The sequence below is a fragment of the Halococcus sp. PRR34 genome (assembly GCF_028617175.1).
Classification (GTDB): domain Archaea; phylum Halobacteriota; class Halobacteria; order Halobacteriales; family Halococcaceae; genus Halococcus; species Halococcus salifodinae.
The window spans coordinates 1-16869 of sequence record NZ_JAQJDA010000035.1 but is presented as its reverse complement, the minus strand read 5'-3'; the positions used below and the strand labels follow the sequence as shown (position 1 = coordinate 16869).

Annotated in this window: 10 protein-coding genes; 4 read left to right on the top strand and 6 right to left on the bottom strand. The window is 58.7% G+C overall.

What is annotated here, in order from left to right; all coding sequences use genetic code 11:
- The first annotated feature begins 180 nt into the window (after positions 1-180).
- Positions 181-351 carry a hypothetical protein gene (locus PHA81_RS19855; RefSeq protein WP_273838515.1) on the top strand — a complete coding sequence of 57 codons (171 nt, stop codon included), beginning with the start codon at positions 181-183 and terminating at the stop codon, positions 349-351.
- A gap of 416 nt (positions 352-767) precedes the next feature.
- Here PHA81_RS19855 and PHA81_RS19850 read toward each other — a convergent pair whose 3' ends face one another.
- Positions 768-1190, bottom strand: coding sequence for an adaptin protein (locus PHA81_RS19850; RefSeq protein WP_273838514.1), 423 nt, complete (start codon positions 1188-1190; stop codon positions 768-770).
- 94 nt (positions 1191-1284) lie between these two features.
- Here PHA81_RS19850 and PHA81_RS20945 point away from each other — a divergent pair, with 94 nt between their 5' ends.
- The gene (locus PHA81_RS20945) at positions 1285-2940 is read left to right on the top strand and encodes an ADP-ribosylglycohydrolase family protein (protein ID WP_337958945.1); all 1656 of its coding nucleotides are present in this window, start codon (positions 1285-1287) and stop codon (positions 2938-2940) included.
- A gap of 98 nt (positions 2941-3038) precedes the next feature.
- On the opposite strand, the gene PHA81_RS19840 is transcribed toward PHA81_RS20945, so the two are convergent.
- The 3 genes from PHA81_RS19840 to PHA81_RS19830 are packed head-to-tail and all read right to left on the bottom strand — an operon-like array spanning position 3039 to position 9319.
- The gene (locus PHA81_RS19840) at positions 3039-6257 is read right to left on the bottom strand and encodes a helicase-related protein (RefSeq protein ID WP_273838511.1); all 3219 of its coding nucleotides are present in this window, start codon (positions 6255-6257) and stop codon (positions 3039-3041) included.
- Positions 6254-8128: a phospholipase D family protein gene (locus tag PHA81_RS19835; RefSeq protein ID WP_273838508.1), complete on the bottom strand. Its 1875-nt coding sequence runs from the start codon at positions 8126-8128 to the stop codon at positions 6254-6256. The genes PHA81_RS19840 and PHA81_RS19835 overlap by 4 nt, the downstream gene beginning before the upstream one ends.
- Positions 8129-9319: a DUF6361 family protein gene (locus PHA81_RS19830; protein ID WP_273838505.1), complete on the bottom strand. Its 1191-nt coding sequence runs from the start codon at positions 9317-9319 to the stop codon at positions 8129-8131. It lies immediately after the preceding gene.
- 265 nt (positions 9320-9584) lie between these two features.
- Between PHA81_RS19830 and PHA81_RS19825 the strand changes: the two genes are divergently transcribed.
- Together PHA81_RS19825 and PHA81_RS19820 are read left to right on the top strand one after the other, a co-directional pair.
- Entirely contained in the window at positions 9585-10055 is a 471-nt protein-coding gene (locus PHA81_RS19825) for a CRISPR-associated ring nuclease (protein ID WP_273838504.1), read from the top strand.
- Positions 10055-11077, top strand: coding sequence for a PIN domain-containing protein (locus PHA81_RS19820; protein ID WP_273838503.1), 1023 nt, complete (start codon positions 10055-10057; stop codon positions 11075-11077). The genes PHA81_RS19825 and PHA81_RS19820 overlap by 1 nt, the downstream gene beginning before the upstream one ends.
- Positions 11078-11130: 53 nt before the next feature.
- Here PHA81_RS19820 and PHA81_RS19815 read toward each other — a convergent pair whose 3' ends face one another.
- Together PHA81_RS19815 and PHA81_RS19810 are read right to left on the bottom strand one after the other, a co-directional pair.
- Entirely contained in the window at positions 11131-14031 is a 2901-nt protein-coding gene (locus tag PHA81_RS19815; protein ID WP_273838501.1) for an ATP-dependent DNA helicase, read from the bottom strand.
- Positions 14028-16682, bottom strand: coding sequence for a PD-(D/E)XK nuclease family protein (locus PHA81_RS19810; RefSeq protein ID WP_273838499.1), 2655 nt, complete (start codon positions 16680-16682; stop codon positions 14028-14030). The genes PHA81_RS19815 and PHA81_RS19810 overlap by 4 nt, the downstream gene beginning before the upstream one ends.
- Positions 16683-16869: the final 187 nt, after the last annotated feature.

Here is a 16869-nt window from a genome sequence, read left to right as displayed (position 1 = left end):
CCCTTCCTTTCAGGTATCAGCTACGGCTTCTTGCCGACGGGTATCGTCCCGATTCTAAAGGATTCTGCGACGCGACCCAGTAATTGACCTGCGCTGAGCGCGGCGGATAGTACTGTTGAACATCAGCGGTTAGCCACTCGAGCAGAACGGCTTTCACGAACTCGTGTGTACGAGCACGCCATGCGAAACCGCACCGACGGCAAGCTCGCGTATCGCGAGGATCTCGTCGATGACGTCGCCGATGCCCTCGGTGAGAACACACGAGTCGGCGTTATCGAAGCGAGCACCGAGTTCACCCGCCAGATGGTCCCGGCGTGGTTGATGTCGAGTACGAGATCTCGAGCGGCGTGAACGTGCGCGACTACCCTCCCCCTCTCGCAGCACCCTCCGAGGCTCCAAGATCGCTGTGAGGTTTATGCCATTTAAGCCCAATGAACCGAACGACGAAGAATGAGTGAGACCAGACAAAACAGAACTCTCGAAGAGCAGCGGGCGATCGGTTGGGTAGCGGAGCGGAAGGGTGAGGAATGGGCCGAAGAACACGCGGAATTGATACTGGCACAGGCTCGCCTGGTTGGCGAACTTTAGCTCGCTCCCTCGCGGCCGCCCGGCGCGCATCGACCTGCGAACCTTATGAGTCTTCGAGATTCAGAACAACGGAAACCGGGTGTGTTCCTCAGCAATATCCAGAGGTATCGGGAGCAGCGAGACGCCGCTCCGACGGTTCGAACACACGAGCGTGACCGCACGTTTGGGCGTTACTCCTCTCAGGATGGTGGATCGATAGCGATGTCATTGCGTTCGACAGCGGGAACGAAGTCCCATGCGTAATAGTGCTGCCAGCCTTCGACGTCACTCAGATCAAGATCGTCGACGGCGATGTATGCCGTCGCGTCAGGGAATTCCTCGGTGAGCATCCGAAGGCGATCACGCCGTTCGGGCCAGTATTCGTAGCGGTCCCAGTCGTCTTTCTTGCCGAGACGGCCGATTCCTTCCTCATAGTATCGCCCCGCGAGCGTTTCGATGCCCGGAATCTCGGCTTCGTCTTTCAAGTCCTGATTCCCGATCGCCCAGACTTCGTGATCGGTCTCATGAGCGAGGTGACGCACCCACGCGAGCGGGACCGCCTCACGCTGTGGATGGGGATTCACATCGACCGTCCAGTCGCGGTCGAACGCAAACACCATCATGGACTCTGCCTCGCTGATTTTTGTCTCGGGTTCGGAGCCATTGTACAGGCCACAGCGGCCGGGGATATAATACTCAGCCACCGGTTGATCGAACATGGGCGAACAAGATAGAGCGGAGGGTGCTTTACTAGGACTGGCCTGTGGTGATGCACTCGGCCGGCCCGTCGAGTTCCACTCGCCGAAGCAGATCGACGCCGAATACGGTGAGATCACCGAGATGGTGGGCAACGGCACCCACGGCAAGCCCGCCGGGACCATTACTGACGACACCGATCAAGCGCTGTGCATCGCGCGGAGTCTCGCCAAGCAGGGTCAGTTCGATCCGGCAGACATCGCCGAACGGTTCGTCGCATGGTACAATGATGGCCCCTTCGACGTTGGAGTGATGACTGCCGACGCGCTCAGACGTATCGACAAGGGAGTCTCGTGGGAGTCTGCGGGACAGGAGGTCTGGGAAGAGCGCTCGGAAGGATCGAACGCGGGCAACGGCAGTGTAATGCGGTGTGCGCCGCTCGCGCTCGCGTTCGCCGACGACTGGGATATGCTCCAGCAGACGAGCCGCGATTCATCGCGCATCACACATGCCGATCCACGGTGTACCCACGGCTGTGCGGCGTTAAACCTCACGATCGCCGCACTGCTCGACGGCGATGACCAGCCCCTCGCCACTGCTCTCGGTGCACTGAGTGCGGATGCGCCGGAGAGTCTTCGAGATGTCCTTGAGCCGATTCCCGACGGGATCGAAGCGAGTGAGCTGTCGAACTCCGGCTTTGTGCTTCATACCCTCCAGACTGGCCTCTACCATGCACTGACAGCGGACGACGCCAAGACGGCCATCGTGAACGCAGTCAGTGAAGGAGGCGATACGGATACGATCGGGGCAGTCGCCGGAGCGGTTGCCGGCTCTCGCTTCGGTGCTGCTTCCCTTCCGGATCGATGGACGGAATCCATCGATGAGACGAGCCGCCTCCGAAAAATCGGCCATATGCTGTTCTCTCTCGATATAGCGGGTGCTGATGCGAATGGTAGTTTCGTCGTGGACGGAACAGAGATAGAGAGAGGGACGACGAAGCGCGCCTCGGCGTACACGAAAGCGAACATTGGTCATCGCCCCGATCCAGTGCCGACGCAGGTGCTCGACAAACCGTCGTGGAAATTCACTTCGGCTGATGCGGCGTTTTTCGACTGGGAACGTCATGCGTATCTCAGTTCGGAAGTCGATGGCGCTGACCCGGATTTTCGCCAGTCGTCAGTCCGGGTTCCTGAATACGCGCTGGCGAATTCCTTCAACGCGCTTCCCCTACAGGAACAGGAGCGTATTCGAGATCTTCACGCCCGCGCGGTCGAGGCAGTATCGAACGTGGAGGCAGCAGTACGGAGTATTCGGGAGCCGATGATCGAGCAGGATTTCGAGACTGCCGATATTCCCCCGCGGGGCCAGATCACGAGCGTGACTCGGCAGGCTGTCGGAGCAGTCGGCACAGCTAAACAGCAACTGGAGAGTCCGGAGACAGCACTCGAAGCGGCCGGAACCGTCGCCGAACTGCAGGACGATGCGAACCTGCTCGTCGACATGCTCTCGTGGGGTCTCGAAGAAACCCACGAGACCGCCACTCTGCGCGATCAGGCGGTAGCGATGCTTGGCGAAGCACAACTGGCGCTGAGTACACTTCGATCAATCGCGCTCCGCCATCCAGAAATTGATGCTGAGAAGTGGGATGAGGCGGTATCTGACGGATATCTTCTCTGATCCCAATTATAGCTGGAGCGCTGTACGCGGAAAATCCGACCTCTCCAGTCCTTCGCTAAATGTGCCAATGAGACCCGCCTGCGACTGGGTCGATAGGGCTAGTAAGGAGAAAGGTCGATTTGTAAGTCCTCTAATATCGTCTTGATCTCCTCGGCGGAGAGATGTTGAAGCAGGTACTCAATAAGATCGTCCTGTCGCGGTTGACCGAACGCCATCCGGTAGACCGCTAGTGACTCCTTGAGTTCCGCAAATTGGTGTTCCTCTCGGCTGACTGGAAGGAATGGTGCATGCCGTTCGATGCGAGCTGCGTCCGAACCATCACCGGTGAAGACCCAGTAGGGGACTAGGTCCGATGTCGTATCGGCGGCGTCCGTGGCCGCTTGAAACATCGTCGTCCAGATATCACTATCCGCTGCCTCCGCACGCGCCTGCGAGCCATAGGCGTCGGCGACGTTCTTCCGGACAGCATGGCTCTTGTAACGGTGCACGCGCCCCTCCCGCTGCTCAAGATCGACCGGATTCGGGGGGAGATTCCAATGGAGCACTGCGTGGCAGTAGGGATGGAAATCAAGCCCTTCCTGGCCGACGGATGTTGTCGTCAGCACGAACGGCCAGAATGGCGAATTGAACGCATTTCGGACTTGATCGGTTCGGATCGCTTCATCGGTGTCGAAGTCCTCGACTCTCCCGAACTGCAACCCGAAATGGCACCGAATACGCCGTTCCTCAAGCTCGATATTATCACCGTCAACGACGATATCATCCATCTTCGCCGACGCGGTTCGAAGGCTCAGCGATTGGCGCATCTGTCCTGATATTGTCTCGATCACGGTCGTTGAGGGAGCATCGGCTAGGCCGAAATCATCCAGCATGTGTACCCACTCATCGAGCACCGCCTGAAGGTTCCCGTCCCGACAGTACTCGAGTATGCGACGCCAGTAGGGTTCGGATGGATAGCGGCCACGGATGAGGGACGTGATTTCGGGGAGATTGAAGACTGTTCGGAAGGCCCACCCGACCTGGGCCGCGCCGGTGAGTGCCGTCTCCATATCGATCGCCGACGCAGAATCGACGGATCGCTCCAAGGCCCTGAGCGTGGCTGTCGCTGGAGCCCCCATGGCGATGTCCGTCAACAGCTCAATCAGGTCGTCCGGAGGTGGCCCGAGGGTGATTTCGTCATCAGCAACCTGCCGGAAGCGATTAATATGGGCCTGCCAGTTGGCAAATTCACTGGATGAAGCGGTCTCGGATTCCTCACCCTGCCAGATCGACGAGAGGTTCGTTCGCCCGAGCCAGTCAGCAACGGAAATATTCGGGTTTTCCAAATCGAGCAGCAGGGGCGCTGCCCAGTACCAAGCCTCATCATGGGTGCCGATCCCAGGAACGTCGGTTTCATCACCCGCCCGCTGGTCAATGATGGGTTCAAGACGCGATTCGATCTCATCCGAGATTTCCGCCCGGATTTGCTCCTGACTCGGGAGGTCGTCGGTTTCGACACGGGCGGTCACCTCGGCCGGATCGCCGAGTTCCGCTAGGGTGGGACACGGGTAAAGCAGGGTGAACAACGGCATCCCGGTGAGTCGCCCCTCCGATCTGGAGATTTCTAGGAGATAACCTCGGTTGCTTCGGCCCTCGGAATACAGTGCATCCGAATCAAAGTCGTCCATGATTCGTCGCTCGACCTCGTAGCTCACCAGTGCCGCGACCGATTTCGGGACGACCCGCCAGGAGGAGAAAACGAGGCGTTTTGTAGCGCCCTGTACCCCTGACTCGGCATATGGGCCATCCGCCTGATAGTAGGGTGAGGATGGTGGTAACCAGAGCAGTTTCCAGATGCCCGTTTCGAGGTACTCATCTACAAGGGCGCGGAGCGTCGGGTTCTGGAACTTGACCGGCTCATAGCGTTCGATCTGATTTCCAGACAGATTCAACTGTTCGCTGTCCGACAGCGTCGCCGCCAAATGGGCACCACTTTCGGAGCCCAACTCATCGCGGAACTTCTCCTTCAACGAATAATTGTTCATGAAGTTCAGTAGATACGGAGCGGATTTCCAGTAGTTCATCACCCCCGGTGCCTCGAGATGCTCGGCGACGTCTCGCAACTCAAGATACGCTTGGACTTCGTCTGACTGGAGATCCATATTCGGATAATTCACCTCCTCCAGCATACCGTTTCTATCCGGAGAGGCTGCGAGACGCTCTGTCCGGACCATAACCTGACTCAGTTCTGCCTCGATTCCGTTCTTTAGCTCCCGCAGCTCGTCCGTCCTCGATTCGTGGGCCTGGTAGAGCGCTCGGCGATAGGCATCGAGCAGGTCACGAATCTCCTGAGCGGTTTCGTCCCCGGTGAGAAACCGAAGAGTCCGGACAAAGTCGGCAAGGTGGTCCTCGTCGCCCTCGTGGGCCATCGTGTACATCTTGTACGGGGTGGCCGAGAGTAGAAGCACCCGGGACTCCGCGTGCGCATCCGAGTAAGAGAACAGCTCTTGGGCGAGATCACCCTCGTCGGTGTCTCCGTCGAGGACGTCCCGGAACCGCTGGAACTCATCGAGAATAATAAGATCAGGGCTCAGCGCTTCAACACAGACCGATGCTAGGACGCTTCTGATCTCGCCGAGGACCTCCTGCCGGCGGGCGTTTACTACGTCGGAGACCCTACTGTTGTGCTGGGAATAGTGTTCGCAGAGTTCTTTGAATTCACGCTCAAGCTCCGGGCGCTCATCGAGCGCTGCGATGAACGACTCAGAGAGGCCCTCATCGATCGTGGCATCGAAATTGTCTACCATCGGGCGGAACCCATCGGCTGTAGCTCCACCTTGGAGGACGTTTAATGGCGGTTTACCGGTTAGACCCCACGGCTCCTTGAGGATATGATAGAGCATCACCCGCTCTTCCTTCTTCCCCATTGATGATTTGAGGTCGAGAGAGGTACCGGGGGTGAACGAGATGTAGTTCACCGTGTTCTCGTCGAACGAGCGGGCCGTCTTCGGCAGAAGTGTGATACGAGAGGTGAAGGCGTGCTCTTGGTCTTCATCGAGGACGAGGCGCTCCAGGTTTTGTCGGGCGATGCTCCCATTAGAGCAGAGGTAGACCACATCGATTCGGTCACGGTTATCCCAAAGGTGGTCGATTGCTTGTGCGATGACCGCTCGAGCGACCAGCGTCTTTCCCAGCCCGACTTCGTCCGCCACGAGGAACCGGCGGGTATACTCCTCGTCTGTGTACAATCGATTGAATACGTAGCGAGCCGTCCGCTCCTGAAATCCTTTTAGCGGCTCTAGAATCGCCGATACATCCGGCGGTGTCTCGTCGGTCACTCGCCGGAAGCCTCCTGGCGTTGTACCGCCGAGATCGGATCGAATACGCGTTGGAACCCTTCGGGGAGTACTTGCTCAATATCGTCGTTTCCACCCAAATCCGTGATGAGTTCCTGGATGCGTTCCAGTTGTTCCGGATTCTCGTACAATACACGAAGAAGCTGCTCCAGTAGTGGGAATCGATTCCCAACTTCGGAATCGTGACGACTATGCCATTCCTGCCAATCGGCCTGCGAGACTAGGTGACCAAAGCCAGCATCGGCCTCGCCCAGCAGCAATGCTAGGAACCGGAGGAATCGCTCCCGGTCATTGATAATCGACCGGAGGAGGCGTTGTTCGCGGTTCGTTGGGGTGTTCTCGAGCGGAACGTTCAGGACGAATGTCTCCGATTTGGACTCACCACTCAGATCGACGGTCGCTCGAAACGCAATGAACGACGTGATAGCACCGTATGAGATGTCGAACGTAGCGGTCTCTGGCGAATTTATCGTGAACGGCTCCGCTGCCCGCTCCTCAAGGGTAATCGGCCGGATTTGGACGCTGGCCCCGTGTGGGACCGAGTCCAGAGCGTCTGCACCTTCGAGTCGGAGTCGGTAGGAGTCGTCACCCGGCCTCTCCTCGAGCGATGCCACGAGGTCCAAGGCCGTGATAGCGTTTCGGATATCGCGAAGCGCGTCGTCCAGTTGCTCAGCCAAGGTGTTGGTTTCGTGTGGCCCATCCCGGTGATAGGGAACTAGGAGGTCGCGTATTCCGATCTCGTTCTCTTCGTCGTTGAGGAATACATCAGTCCCACAGTTGCTCTTTTTCCCCTGCAGCTCGACCAGGAACTCGACGTTCTCCTCAAACGCTGCCCGGGTGGCGTTTGCAGATCCTGTGTATACTCGTGCATCCCATCCATCATCCACGATGACGAGTTTCGCGTGTAAGCTCTGTAGCGCATCCTCCTCATCGACTTCATCTGATTGGGCTTCCTCTGTCGGCATCTCAATCGAATCGCTCTCCGGATTCAGTTCCGCAGCAGTGTCTAACGCGAAGACCTCGTTCCAAGGCTCGAGGGTGGTCTGCCGGAGCGTATCCAGTTCCTCCCACCGTGAGATGAGGGTCGTGTTGCGTGTCTCGGGCGCGAGTCGTTCGAGGAGCGATTCGGAGAGGAATGGTGATACGACGATGATGTCCGTTTCCCGGTCTGGGAACGGCCATTGCTCTCGGTGATCGATACCGAACGGGTGGAACTCGATGTTCTCGAAAGATTCTGGAGGGGAGAATTCGACGCGACGGAGTTCATCCTGGATGGTGTCGATTTTCGTCTGGCGGGACGTATCCAGATCCCGTACTGCCATATCAGGAAGTGTCTCGACGAAATCCCCAAGTGGGTGGTTCCGCCCATAGGCAAGTTGACGATCCGCGCGGAATTCACCATCCAAGCGGAGGACGGTGTCCCAAGAGCGTGCGTATGTCAGATTGCGACTTAGGCAGAGGAAGCGGTAATGTACCTGAGAGTCTGGGGCCGTGTACCGGAGGACCCAAGTTTTCGGATGAAAGGCTCCACGGTCGCTCGGCGCGTTCGTCTCGACGACGGCGTCTTCTAACAACTGGAACAACTTGTTCTGCTGAGTTGGAGGCTGGATCCGGCCAGTTTGGCAGAATATCGTCATGTTTTCCGAGTTCCGCCGGAGAGCATTCAGCGTCGCTACCGGGTCTAGCTCCGCTGGGTCAGTATTTTGCTGTTGGTGCCGGGTGAATGCGAGCGGCACGGCAAGCAAAGCAGTGAGATCGAGTGAATAGGTTGTTCCGAGGGCGTAGTCCAGTTCGTAGCCGGCCGGCGGCTTGAGAGACTCATGGAGAAGTGTCCGATCGTGCGGGTTGAGCATCTACCCTGCCCTCAAGCCGGCGAAGATGTCCTGAAGATGGACCTTCGCCGAGTCCCAGCGATACGCCAGCTGTCCGGTGCCCGCCTCGCCGCTCCATTGCTCCAGAGCGGACTGGTGATGGAGACGGGCGCGGCCGCCCTTGAGCCGCCTCTCACGATTCTCGATGAGCCGCAACGCAGTGTCATCCTCAGCGACTTCTTCCGGGGAGTCCGTTGCGATTTCGATCCATCGCGTGACGAATCGCTGCATTCGTGTCGGCGTATTCGCGCTCGCTTCGGTGACGATTCTCCAGAATTGATCCAGATCCCAGTCCCGAAGCTCTGTCAGCCGAGTATCAATTACTTGCGCCCACTCTTCGATCCGGGTTGAGTACTCCTCGATAAGCTCCTCATCTGCTGCCTCTTTCGCGAGCATGAGATTGTAAAGTAGCGAAGCACCGTGCATTATCTCTGAGAAATTCCGGGCATGGTGGAGAAGCTCCTGCATCTCGTCTGAGAGTCGGTTCCGGTGGGGATGCTCCCACGGGAAGTCGGGATTCTCCGCTAGCTCCGTCTCATGCAGGAGCTCCTCGAGCATTGAATCCGGTGCGGACTGCATGATTCGATCTCGGAGATACTCGGCATCCTGCTCACGAAGGTCGAGACTAGCCGAGGCCGGGAAGTCGTCGGGTGGGTCCGGCAGTCTAGGGTCCCAATTCGGTTGGAGATTACCTGTTGCTCCATCCTCCTCATGCTGCTGCTGACGTTCGTAGTAGATATCGAGAGAATCATGGTATTCACTCTGCGACCCCCTGAATCGCCGGATATCCCACGTACCGAGGCCGGCCCAGTAGATATTGCTCGGGAGGCGCTGAAGACCTCCCTTCGAGTATCGCCCGATCACACCATCTGGATCATTACCCTTGAGCAGCGCCTCGATGAGCTGGACCTCGTACCGTCTCGCTCTCGACTCGATGTCCGTCGAAGAGACCCGACTACCCTCGAGACCGACATACATCCAGGGAACGAAAAGGAAGTACTTAGCCCGGGTCTGGATGGTTGTCGTCCCTGGAAAGAGCAGGTCAGCGAACGCATCTCGGATTCGGCCAATTCCAAGTTCATCACGTGTATCCCGCTCCGAGAACTGGGAAATAAGATCACGGGTTCGCTCTCGCTCTGCCTCCGAATAGGAGAGCCATGTGAAGGAGGACATCGGTACAAGGCTTTTCGCCACCACATGGTAATAATAATTAGGCTGTAGTGCTCTCGCTGCAGGAAACTACCACTGCCCTCGCGCTTTTTAGTGTCAAACGCTCCCATCAAGCGAGGTGGCGGTGTGTCTCCTGACTCAACTGGCGTCCCTGCGATCCATCACCACGCGCGTCACAGTAGGAGTAGTGCGCTCCTTTGGATGGTGGCTTACTGATTGTAGTACTCTGTGGTGTGGTATCAAGTAACCTCGGTCTACACAAGTCAGTATGGTCGGTGCCTGGGTTACCAACGGAACGACGACCCTCGAAGCGATAGTCAATCCCATCAACGCTGCCTGCGAAAAAGGATTTGTTCCCGACCGACTGTACATCATCGAGAATCCGAAAGTCACCGATGAGGTTGCTCGAGCGGTCGATCTGGCAACAGAAATCGTCGATGTGTACGAAGGCCACGAACTGGACGTCCAGATAACTTCAATAGATAGCGAACTCGACTTCGATCGGCTCTACGCACATACGAGAGAGGCGATCAAAGAGGTCCACGAAGACGACGGCGAGGTCGCCGTGGACTTCACACCCGGCCGAAAGTTCATGTCCGCCCTCGCGTTTGCGACCGGGATGCGCTACGATGCTGATCACGTCTACTACTTCTACCTCGAAGAGACCCCTCGCGGTCGGCTCTACCCCTCTATTCCGCGAACGAAATCGCGTCTGTACGACTTCACGGAGGTCCTCTGATGCAGCTCACCCGCCCGCACCTGACCGTTCTCCTGAATGCTCTCTATGACACCGGAACGACGACTATTCCGGTCGAACATCCGAGTGACGAACTCGGCGAACTGTTCCGAATCGAATTCGACGACTCGGGCGAAACGACCGTCCAACTGACGACGGATCTGAAAACGTATGCCGACGCGCGAAGCGACGTCAACAGCGCGTACGGCGAACCCGCGATCAGTGAGGTTCCCGATCGGCGATCGTACCTTAGCGCGTTCATCGCTGGCGGGCTGCTCGATCCCGCCAATCGAGAGGAAATCGACGATTTTCTCACCACCAACGGCGGGCGAGACCTGAACGCTGGCCACAGACCACTCGTCGCGGGCTTCGACACCAATCTCGTTCCGTGGCGCATCGCGGACGTGCTCGGCCACCAGCCTGGCGAACAGTCGGCTGTGAACGGCTTCGCGCTCGCTACAGGTGTGCTCGACGAGTTAGAGTGGGGACACAAGCGTAACGACACGCAGTCGCTCACCGAGGCCTTCAGCGCGGACTTCGAGGAGCTCTGGAACCAGCCTGCCGGCTCCAGTCGCGAGGGACGTCTTGGCGAGAACTACTACCGTCGCCTCCGCGACAGCCGCTACGCCGAGGAAGTCCCGACTGACGAAGGCGACGAGTCAATCGTCGAGGGGTACGCTTCGTTCCAGAACGAGGGCCGCAAGGACGTCGTGCTGTTCAGCAACGATCGCGACTTCATCGAACGAGCGCACGCCAACCGGATCCTCGCCCAGCGCGTCGAATTCCCCTCGGCGCTGCCGCGCAAGCTGACGACCTCGTGGGAGGCGATTCAGGATACGCTCTACGTGCTGACCGTCCTGTTCGGTGTGCTATCGCTCCCGAAAGTGACGCTGTACGGCGTCTGGAGGGGGAAAGAGGGGATGGACTGGCACGATGAAGCGCTCAAAATCGACTGTCGGAGTCCGAAGGTGGAGCCACTGATCGAGCGGGACATCGCTATCGTCGAAGCACACGAACGGATGTAGTACCGCTCCTGTGCCGCCGAATCGGAGGAGTCGTCAGGGACTCCGGATCTCTCTCATCCCGCTGGTGCGGCACTCGAAGTGGCCATCTCGGCTCGCACGAGCGCGACGAGCTCAGTCTCGGTCAGCGGATCGACTGGAACCCGAGTGCCGTCCTCGGTATAGAAGATGCTGGCTGAGACGTCCCGATTCGGGAAGCACTGGGTAACGACATGATAGTAGACGCTGACTTGCTTGCGGTACTCCGATTCGGCGTGCCGCCCGCGGTCGGTCTTGTAATCGACGATCTCCACCTCGTCCGGCGTCACACAGAGCAGGTCTATCACGCCCGAGATCGACACCTCCTCGCCGTCGACGGTCAGCGGCAGGTAGGCAGGCTCCTCGACGCGGAGTTCGCCGTCGAGCGAGTCGAGAAACGCCTTGACGTGGCGCTCGTCGGCGTTGACTTCGCCATTCTCCGGCTCGACGGCTTCTCCTTCGGCATAGCGTTCGGCGAACTTGTGGACTCGTCGCCCGAATTCAGAGCCCTTCCCGTCGGAAACGTCTTCGAACACGCTGTCGTCGATCAGCGTGTGTGGTGATTGAGCCACCGGCCCCTCTCGATTCGGGATGGCTATCTGGAGATGGCTCTGGACCGTGCTGCCACCGTCAGCCGGCTGTACGTCCGGCACGCTCTCCTCGGGTTCGACTGGCAGGTTATCGAAGAGGGCACTCGGCGCGGATCCCGCAGAGAAGAGCAGGTGATCCTTCGCGCGAGTCATCGCAACGTACATGAGCCGGCGCTCCTCGTCGTACTCGCGGGAGAGACACGCCGACCGGATGTCGTGTCTCCAGCTGTGATACACGTGCGGGAGGTCGTGAACCGTCGAGTACCGCTTCGTCTGGCGAAGGCCCGCCGTATCGTCGTACCGGATCGCGTCGCCGCCACCCCCGGAGGGTGGGAAGTTGTGCTGGTTGACGTTCGCGAGGATGACAATGGGATGTTCAAGCCCCTTCGCCGCGTGGATCGTCTGCACGGTAATGGAATCCGTTCCGGGGGAGTCATCGACCTCGTGAGTGCTGCCGGCGTCGAGACTCCGCTCGATGAACTGGATGATCTCGCCGCGGTTCATATGCGTACTCGAAAACACCCCTTCGAGCGTCGTGACGAGCGTGTCGGCGTAGGCGTCCTCGAACCCATACCGATCGAACACCCGGCGGGCGATCCCACCGACAGTTTCGATGTCCGCCAGCTCATCGCAGAACGCCAGCATGTTCGACGGATAGGCCTCCGTATCGAGGATGTGGTCGGCTTCGTCAAGCGTGTAGCCAGCGCGTTCGAGCACGACCGACCAGCCCCGATCGGCGTCGTTTTCGAGGATCCGAAGCCACGCGAGCAACAGCAACGCTTGATCGGTACTGAACAGCTCGACGCCACCCTCGTAGGCCACCGGGAATCCATACTCGTCGGCGCGTTGCTGGAACTCACGACCGAACCGCCGCGTCCGAGTGAGAATCGCGATATCCTCGTATGTCGGTGGTCGCAGCCCGTCGGCGTCTGTGTCCGCAACCGCATACTCGAGGTTGCCTACGACCTCCTGAATACGATCGAGAAGGATCTCGTGCTCATCATCGCCAGTCGTGGCTTCGATCCGCGAGTGCTCCTTGTTCGAATCAGCGTCGAGTGAGACGATCGACTCGCGAACGTCGTCGACATCGAGGCCCTCATTGTTCGTCGCTGGCAGCGTCAAGCTGCACTCTGAGAAGTCGAGGATCGCCTGTGTCGAGCGGTAGTTCTGCGTGAGTTCGATCTCGGTCACGTCCTCAACAGGGTAGCCAACGCGCTCGATGTCGTTGTTGAGCTCGCCCTTGTAGGTGTGGAGGCGCTCCTCGAAACGACGGATGTTATCGACCGAAGCGTACTGGAAGGAGTAGATACTCTGCTTCCAGTCGCCGACCACGCAGATGTTATCGGTCCCGGCGAGCAGGAGAGCGAGCTTGAACTGAATCTCGCTGGTATCCTGGAACTCGTCGATCATCGTGTACTCGAAGGCCAGTTCCTCGCGAAGGGCGTGATCCTCACAGAGCAGCGCGAACGCGAACAACAGGAGAAAACTGAAGTTGAGATAATTGCGGCCGAGCGCGAATTCGATGTACTCGAAGTACAGATCGTGGACGAACTGCTTCAGTTCTGAACGATCCTCCTCGAAGGCTCGGTCGGCCCACTCAGCGTCGATCTGTTTGGTGCCTCGACCGCCACGGAGCTCGGTCTTTGTTGGTGCCTCCGGGAGGTAGCACTTGTTCCGGCCGTAGCGGCCGAGGTTATCACGAAGGTCGGACTGTGTCGGCCCGTTTGCGCCCTCGTTCGGAGCGTTCGCTTCTTCGAAATACTCCTTGAACTCCTCGAGGTCGCCGTCGAGATACCGCTCGCCGTGACGGAACCACCCCTCACGAGTCGGGAAGATACCTTTCGCCGCGAGCTGTTTGATCAGTCCCAGCAGCGACGACTCGTCCAAGAGGATTCGGAAGTAGTCCTCGTACTCGGGATGGTCACGTACGAACCGCCCGACGAACTCCCGGAAGCGCTCGTTCTCGATGACCTCGTTTTCGAGCAGCTGCGTCGAGGAGGTGATGCGATCGTCGATCCCGAGGATCTGTGGCGCTTCGAACCCGTACCGAAGGAGGATGTCGTGGGCGAGGCTATGGAACGTGCTGATCGAGGCGTCGCGCAGCGCCGCCATCCCGTAATCGCAGTGGGCGACGATTCGGTCCTTCATCTCCTCGGCAGCGTTGTTCGTGAACGTCAGCAAGAGGAGATCCTCCGGTTCGATATCGTCCTGATCGAGGATATTCGCGTAGCGTCGGGTGACGGTGAACGTCTTGCCCGTGCCAGCCCCCGCGTCGACGAGGTAGGTGCCTTCGGTCGCGTCGATCAGCTCCTGCTGTTGGTCGTTCGGCGTGATCGCTGTGTCCGTCATTGATCACCCTCCCATGTGTCGAGAGGAGTACGCTGTGAGACGATGCTGCTGGGCGACTGAGCTTGCTCGTCAGTCAGCAGGAGGTCACGGTGGTCGACACGATCGAAGTTCGGCTCGCCGGCGAGCTCGGTCGCGATCGGAAAGCGCGACTCTCGCCAGTCGTTCAGCGTGTCGAGACGCTCATCGAGGAACTCTTCGAAAGCGTCCACCTCAGGCGCGAAGTAGTTCTGGGTCCGAATCGAGAGAAGCTGACGGAGTGCTTGGGCACACCCGGTCTCGACGTACTTGTAGTCACCAACAGCGGTTTTCATCCGTTCGGTGAGTGCGTCTGCGAACGCCGAGTCGAGCAGTTCATCCTTCTCATAGGTGTCCGGGATCTCATGTGAATCGAGGAACGACCGAAACGTGTCGTATTCGACCTGCTCAAACGTCTTCTGGCATTTGTTGGAGCCGTCCTCGCGAAGCGCCTCGAACGTGGCCTCCTGTTGGATATGCTCCTCGAAGGACGTCGGATAGTAGGTCAGAGTCGTGATTCCCTCATCGAGTGAGGGCGATTCATCGGCGGTGATCGCATCATCGAGTATCTCGAGGAAGTGGAACAGCCGGAACGTGAGTCGTTCGTCTGGTCGCTCGTCGCGATGCTGGGCGAGGTAGAGCAGCGCTTGGAAGTTCGGTGTGTCGCTGATTGCATCGATCCGGGCGTTCTTCACAACCGTCGAGGCGGAGTTGTGACCTCCGCTCTTGTAATCGAGGAGCTGGCTCGGGGTATGAATCAGGTCGATGATACCCTTAGCGCCGAGTGCGCTGTTCTCGAACCATCGTTCGGTGATCGGCGAGTCGATCGTCCGCCCGAAGTGCTCGGCAAAGCGATTGCCCCAGTCGGTGTTCGTGTAGGCGTCATACGTCGATTCCGTGGGCGGATTCTCGTCGAGGTACCTGGTGATGGCGTCGATGCCAACGCGGAGTTCGCTTTCGAGTGTCGCGAGATTGTGGTCATCGACGTACGGCTCCATTCCATCGCGCATGATGTCAACGATGGTGTCGGTGCCTGCGGTGTCGACCACGTCGGGATGACTGACGTAGAACTCCGCGAAGTCGTGGAAGAGATTTCCCTTCTGGAGGTAGTCGCGATCCGGGCCCTCAACGAGGTCGTCGAAGTAGTAGTCCCGCGGGCAGTTGACGAGCGTACTCAGCGAGGACTGGCTGATTGTTTCGACGGTATCAGACGTGGTGGTGATGGACTGTTTCTCGAAGCCAGTATCGGCTTGGCTGGGTGAGCGTCGGCTGTACGGCACGTGTGGAAGGTCGCCGAAGCGGTCGAACTCTTGATCAAGGAGATCGTGGAAGTACAGACAGGGCGTGATCGACTCGCCGGCTTCGGTATCCTTGACGAGGTAGTACTGCTCGACACCATTTTGAAGGAGGACCTGGAACTGCTGGAGGTACTCGCGATCCTTCTGGTCGGCATCGACCCACGGTTTGTCGGGTACCGAGTGGGTCCATCCGGCATCCAATCCGAGATAGAAGACCACCGGACGGTCGACGTAGGCTGCGGAGGTGGCCGACGCGAGGAGGACACCCTCTTGCTCTTCGTCGGTAGGGACATCGAACGATTGGAAGTAGTATTCGAGGTCATCGAGGATCGTGTCGGTGACCGGCTGTTCCAGGAGGCCGAGTCGGCGGAGTTCGCCCCGTAGGTCGGTGAACGACTCGTCGCACCACGTCTCGTAGGTCGAGAGTGCCTCGTTGACGGTGTGATCGCCGATAGTGCTGCAGAAAGTCTGTAGAGGGTCAATTTCGGGCTGATCGAGGCTTCGTAGTCGCTTCTGATCGTGTTTGACCGATGGATCGATGCCAATCGTTGTGAGGATGGGACGAACGTCGCTCAGGCGGAGGCTGTCGTTTGAGAGTGCCCTGCGGAGCAGTCTGAGGAACGTGCGGATGCGCGTGTTATCCACGAAGCCCGGTCCACCGTAGTAGGGGATGTCGGTGGATTCGAATCGCGATTCGATGAGTGACGGGTACTCGCTCCCGCGATCCATGACCACGGCGACGTCTTCGGCGTTGTCTGTGGAGGTGGCGTCGATGACTGTCTCGACGATGGCAGTCGTCGAGTCGAACAAGGAGAACTCTGAGAGATCGAACGCGTCCGTTGTGAACGGGCTAATGGTGTCGTAGTCATCGGGGAGAATCGAACAGTCGAGTGTTGTGAACTGTGCTTCGCCGATCACCGCTACGTCGAGATCATCGTCGATGGTGTACTCGGCGAGGTCGGCGTGGGAGCTTTCGGCCTGTTGGATGACGTCGATAGCTTCGCGGGTTGGGTTGGTGTCGTAGCGGTCGTAGTTGAGAATGGCATCGATCTCGCCTGTCTCCTCCCAGCTCTGGAGGATGTTGTCGACAAGATACGAGGCGTGCTTCCAACTCAGGGCGGTTTCGGTGACGAGATCGAGGAAGAGAGAGCGTTGGTCGTGTGCGGTGAACTCACCCGAGGCGAGCATTCGTGGGGTGGCAGCGAACCGACCTAATCGGGGTTGGTCGAGTCGTCGGTTCAGAGCGAGACTTAGCGGCCCGTCGGTGGTAAGGACGAGATCGTAGTCCTGTGTTTCCGCATAGAGTTCGTCTACTGAGCGGGCACGCTGGAGCGTCATTGACGCAACGGTCACTCGGTCTGAATCTAAAGCTGTCGGTGGAGAGGACCCGATATTGCACCCTCTACCGAATTGGGAGACGGCAGTAGGGGAAGCAGATAGTGAAGGTATACCCTGTTGCACGTTCAAAATCAAATCGCCAGACGGAACGATCGGGCCTGAATCCGGACTCCATCAGTAGAGTTGG

Bases quoted from the DNA above. Each gene is read 5' to 3' on its own strand.
- PHA81_RS19855 (WP_273838515.1), top strand. From the start codon at position 181: ATGCGAAACCGCACCGACGGCAAGCTCGCGTATCGCGAGGATCTCGTC.
- PHA81_RS19850 (WP_273838514.1), bottom strand. From the start codon at position 1,190: ATGATGGTGTTTGCGTTCGACCGCGACTGGACGGTCGATGTGAATCCC.
- PHA81_RS20945 (WP_337958945.1), top strand. From the start codon at position 1,285: ATGGGCGAACAAGATAGAGCGGAGGGTGCTTTACTAGGACTGGCCTGT.
- PHA81_RS19835 (WP_273838508.1), bottom strand. From the start codon at position 8,128: ATGCTCAACCCGCACGATCGGACACTTCTCCATGAGTCTCTCAAGCCG.
- PHA81_RS19830 (WP_273838505.1), bottom strand. From the start codon at position 9,319: ATGTCCTCCTTCACATGGCTCTCCTATTCGGAGGCAGAGCGAGAGCGA.
- PHA81_RS19825 (WP_273838504.1), top strand. From the start codon at position 9,585: ATGGTCGGTGCCTGGGTTACCAACGGAACGACGACCCTCGAAGCGATA.
- PHA81_RS19820 (WP_273838503.1), top strand. From the start codon at position 10,055: ATGCAGCTCACCCGCCCGCACCTGACCGTTCTCCTGAATGCTCTCTAT.
- PHA81_RS19815 (WP_273838501.1), bottom strand. From the start codon at position 14,031: ATGACGGACACAGCGATCACGCCGAACGACCAACAGCAGGAGCTGATC.
- PHA81_RS19810 (WP_273838499.1), bottom strand. From the start codon at position 16,682: ATGACGCTCCAGCGTGCCCGCTCAGTAGACGAACTCTATGCGGAAACA.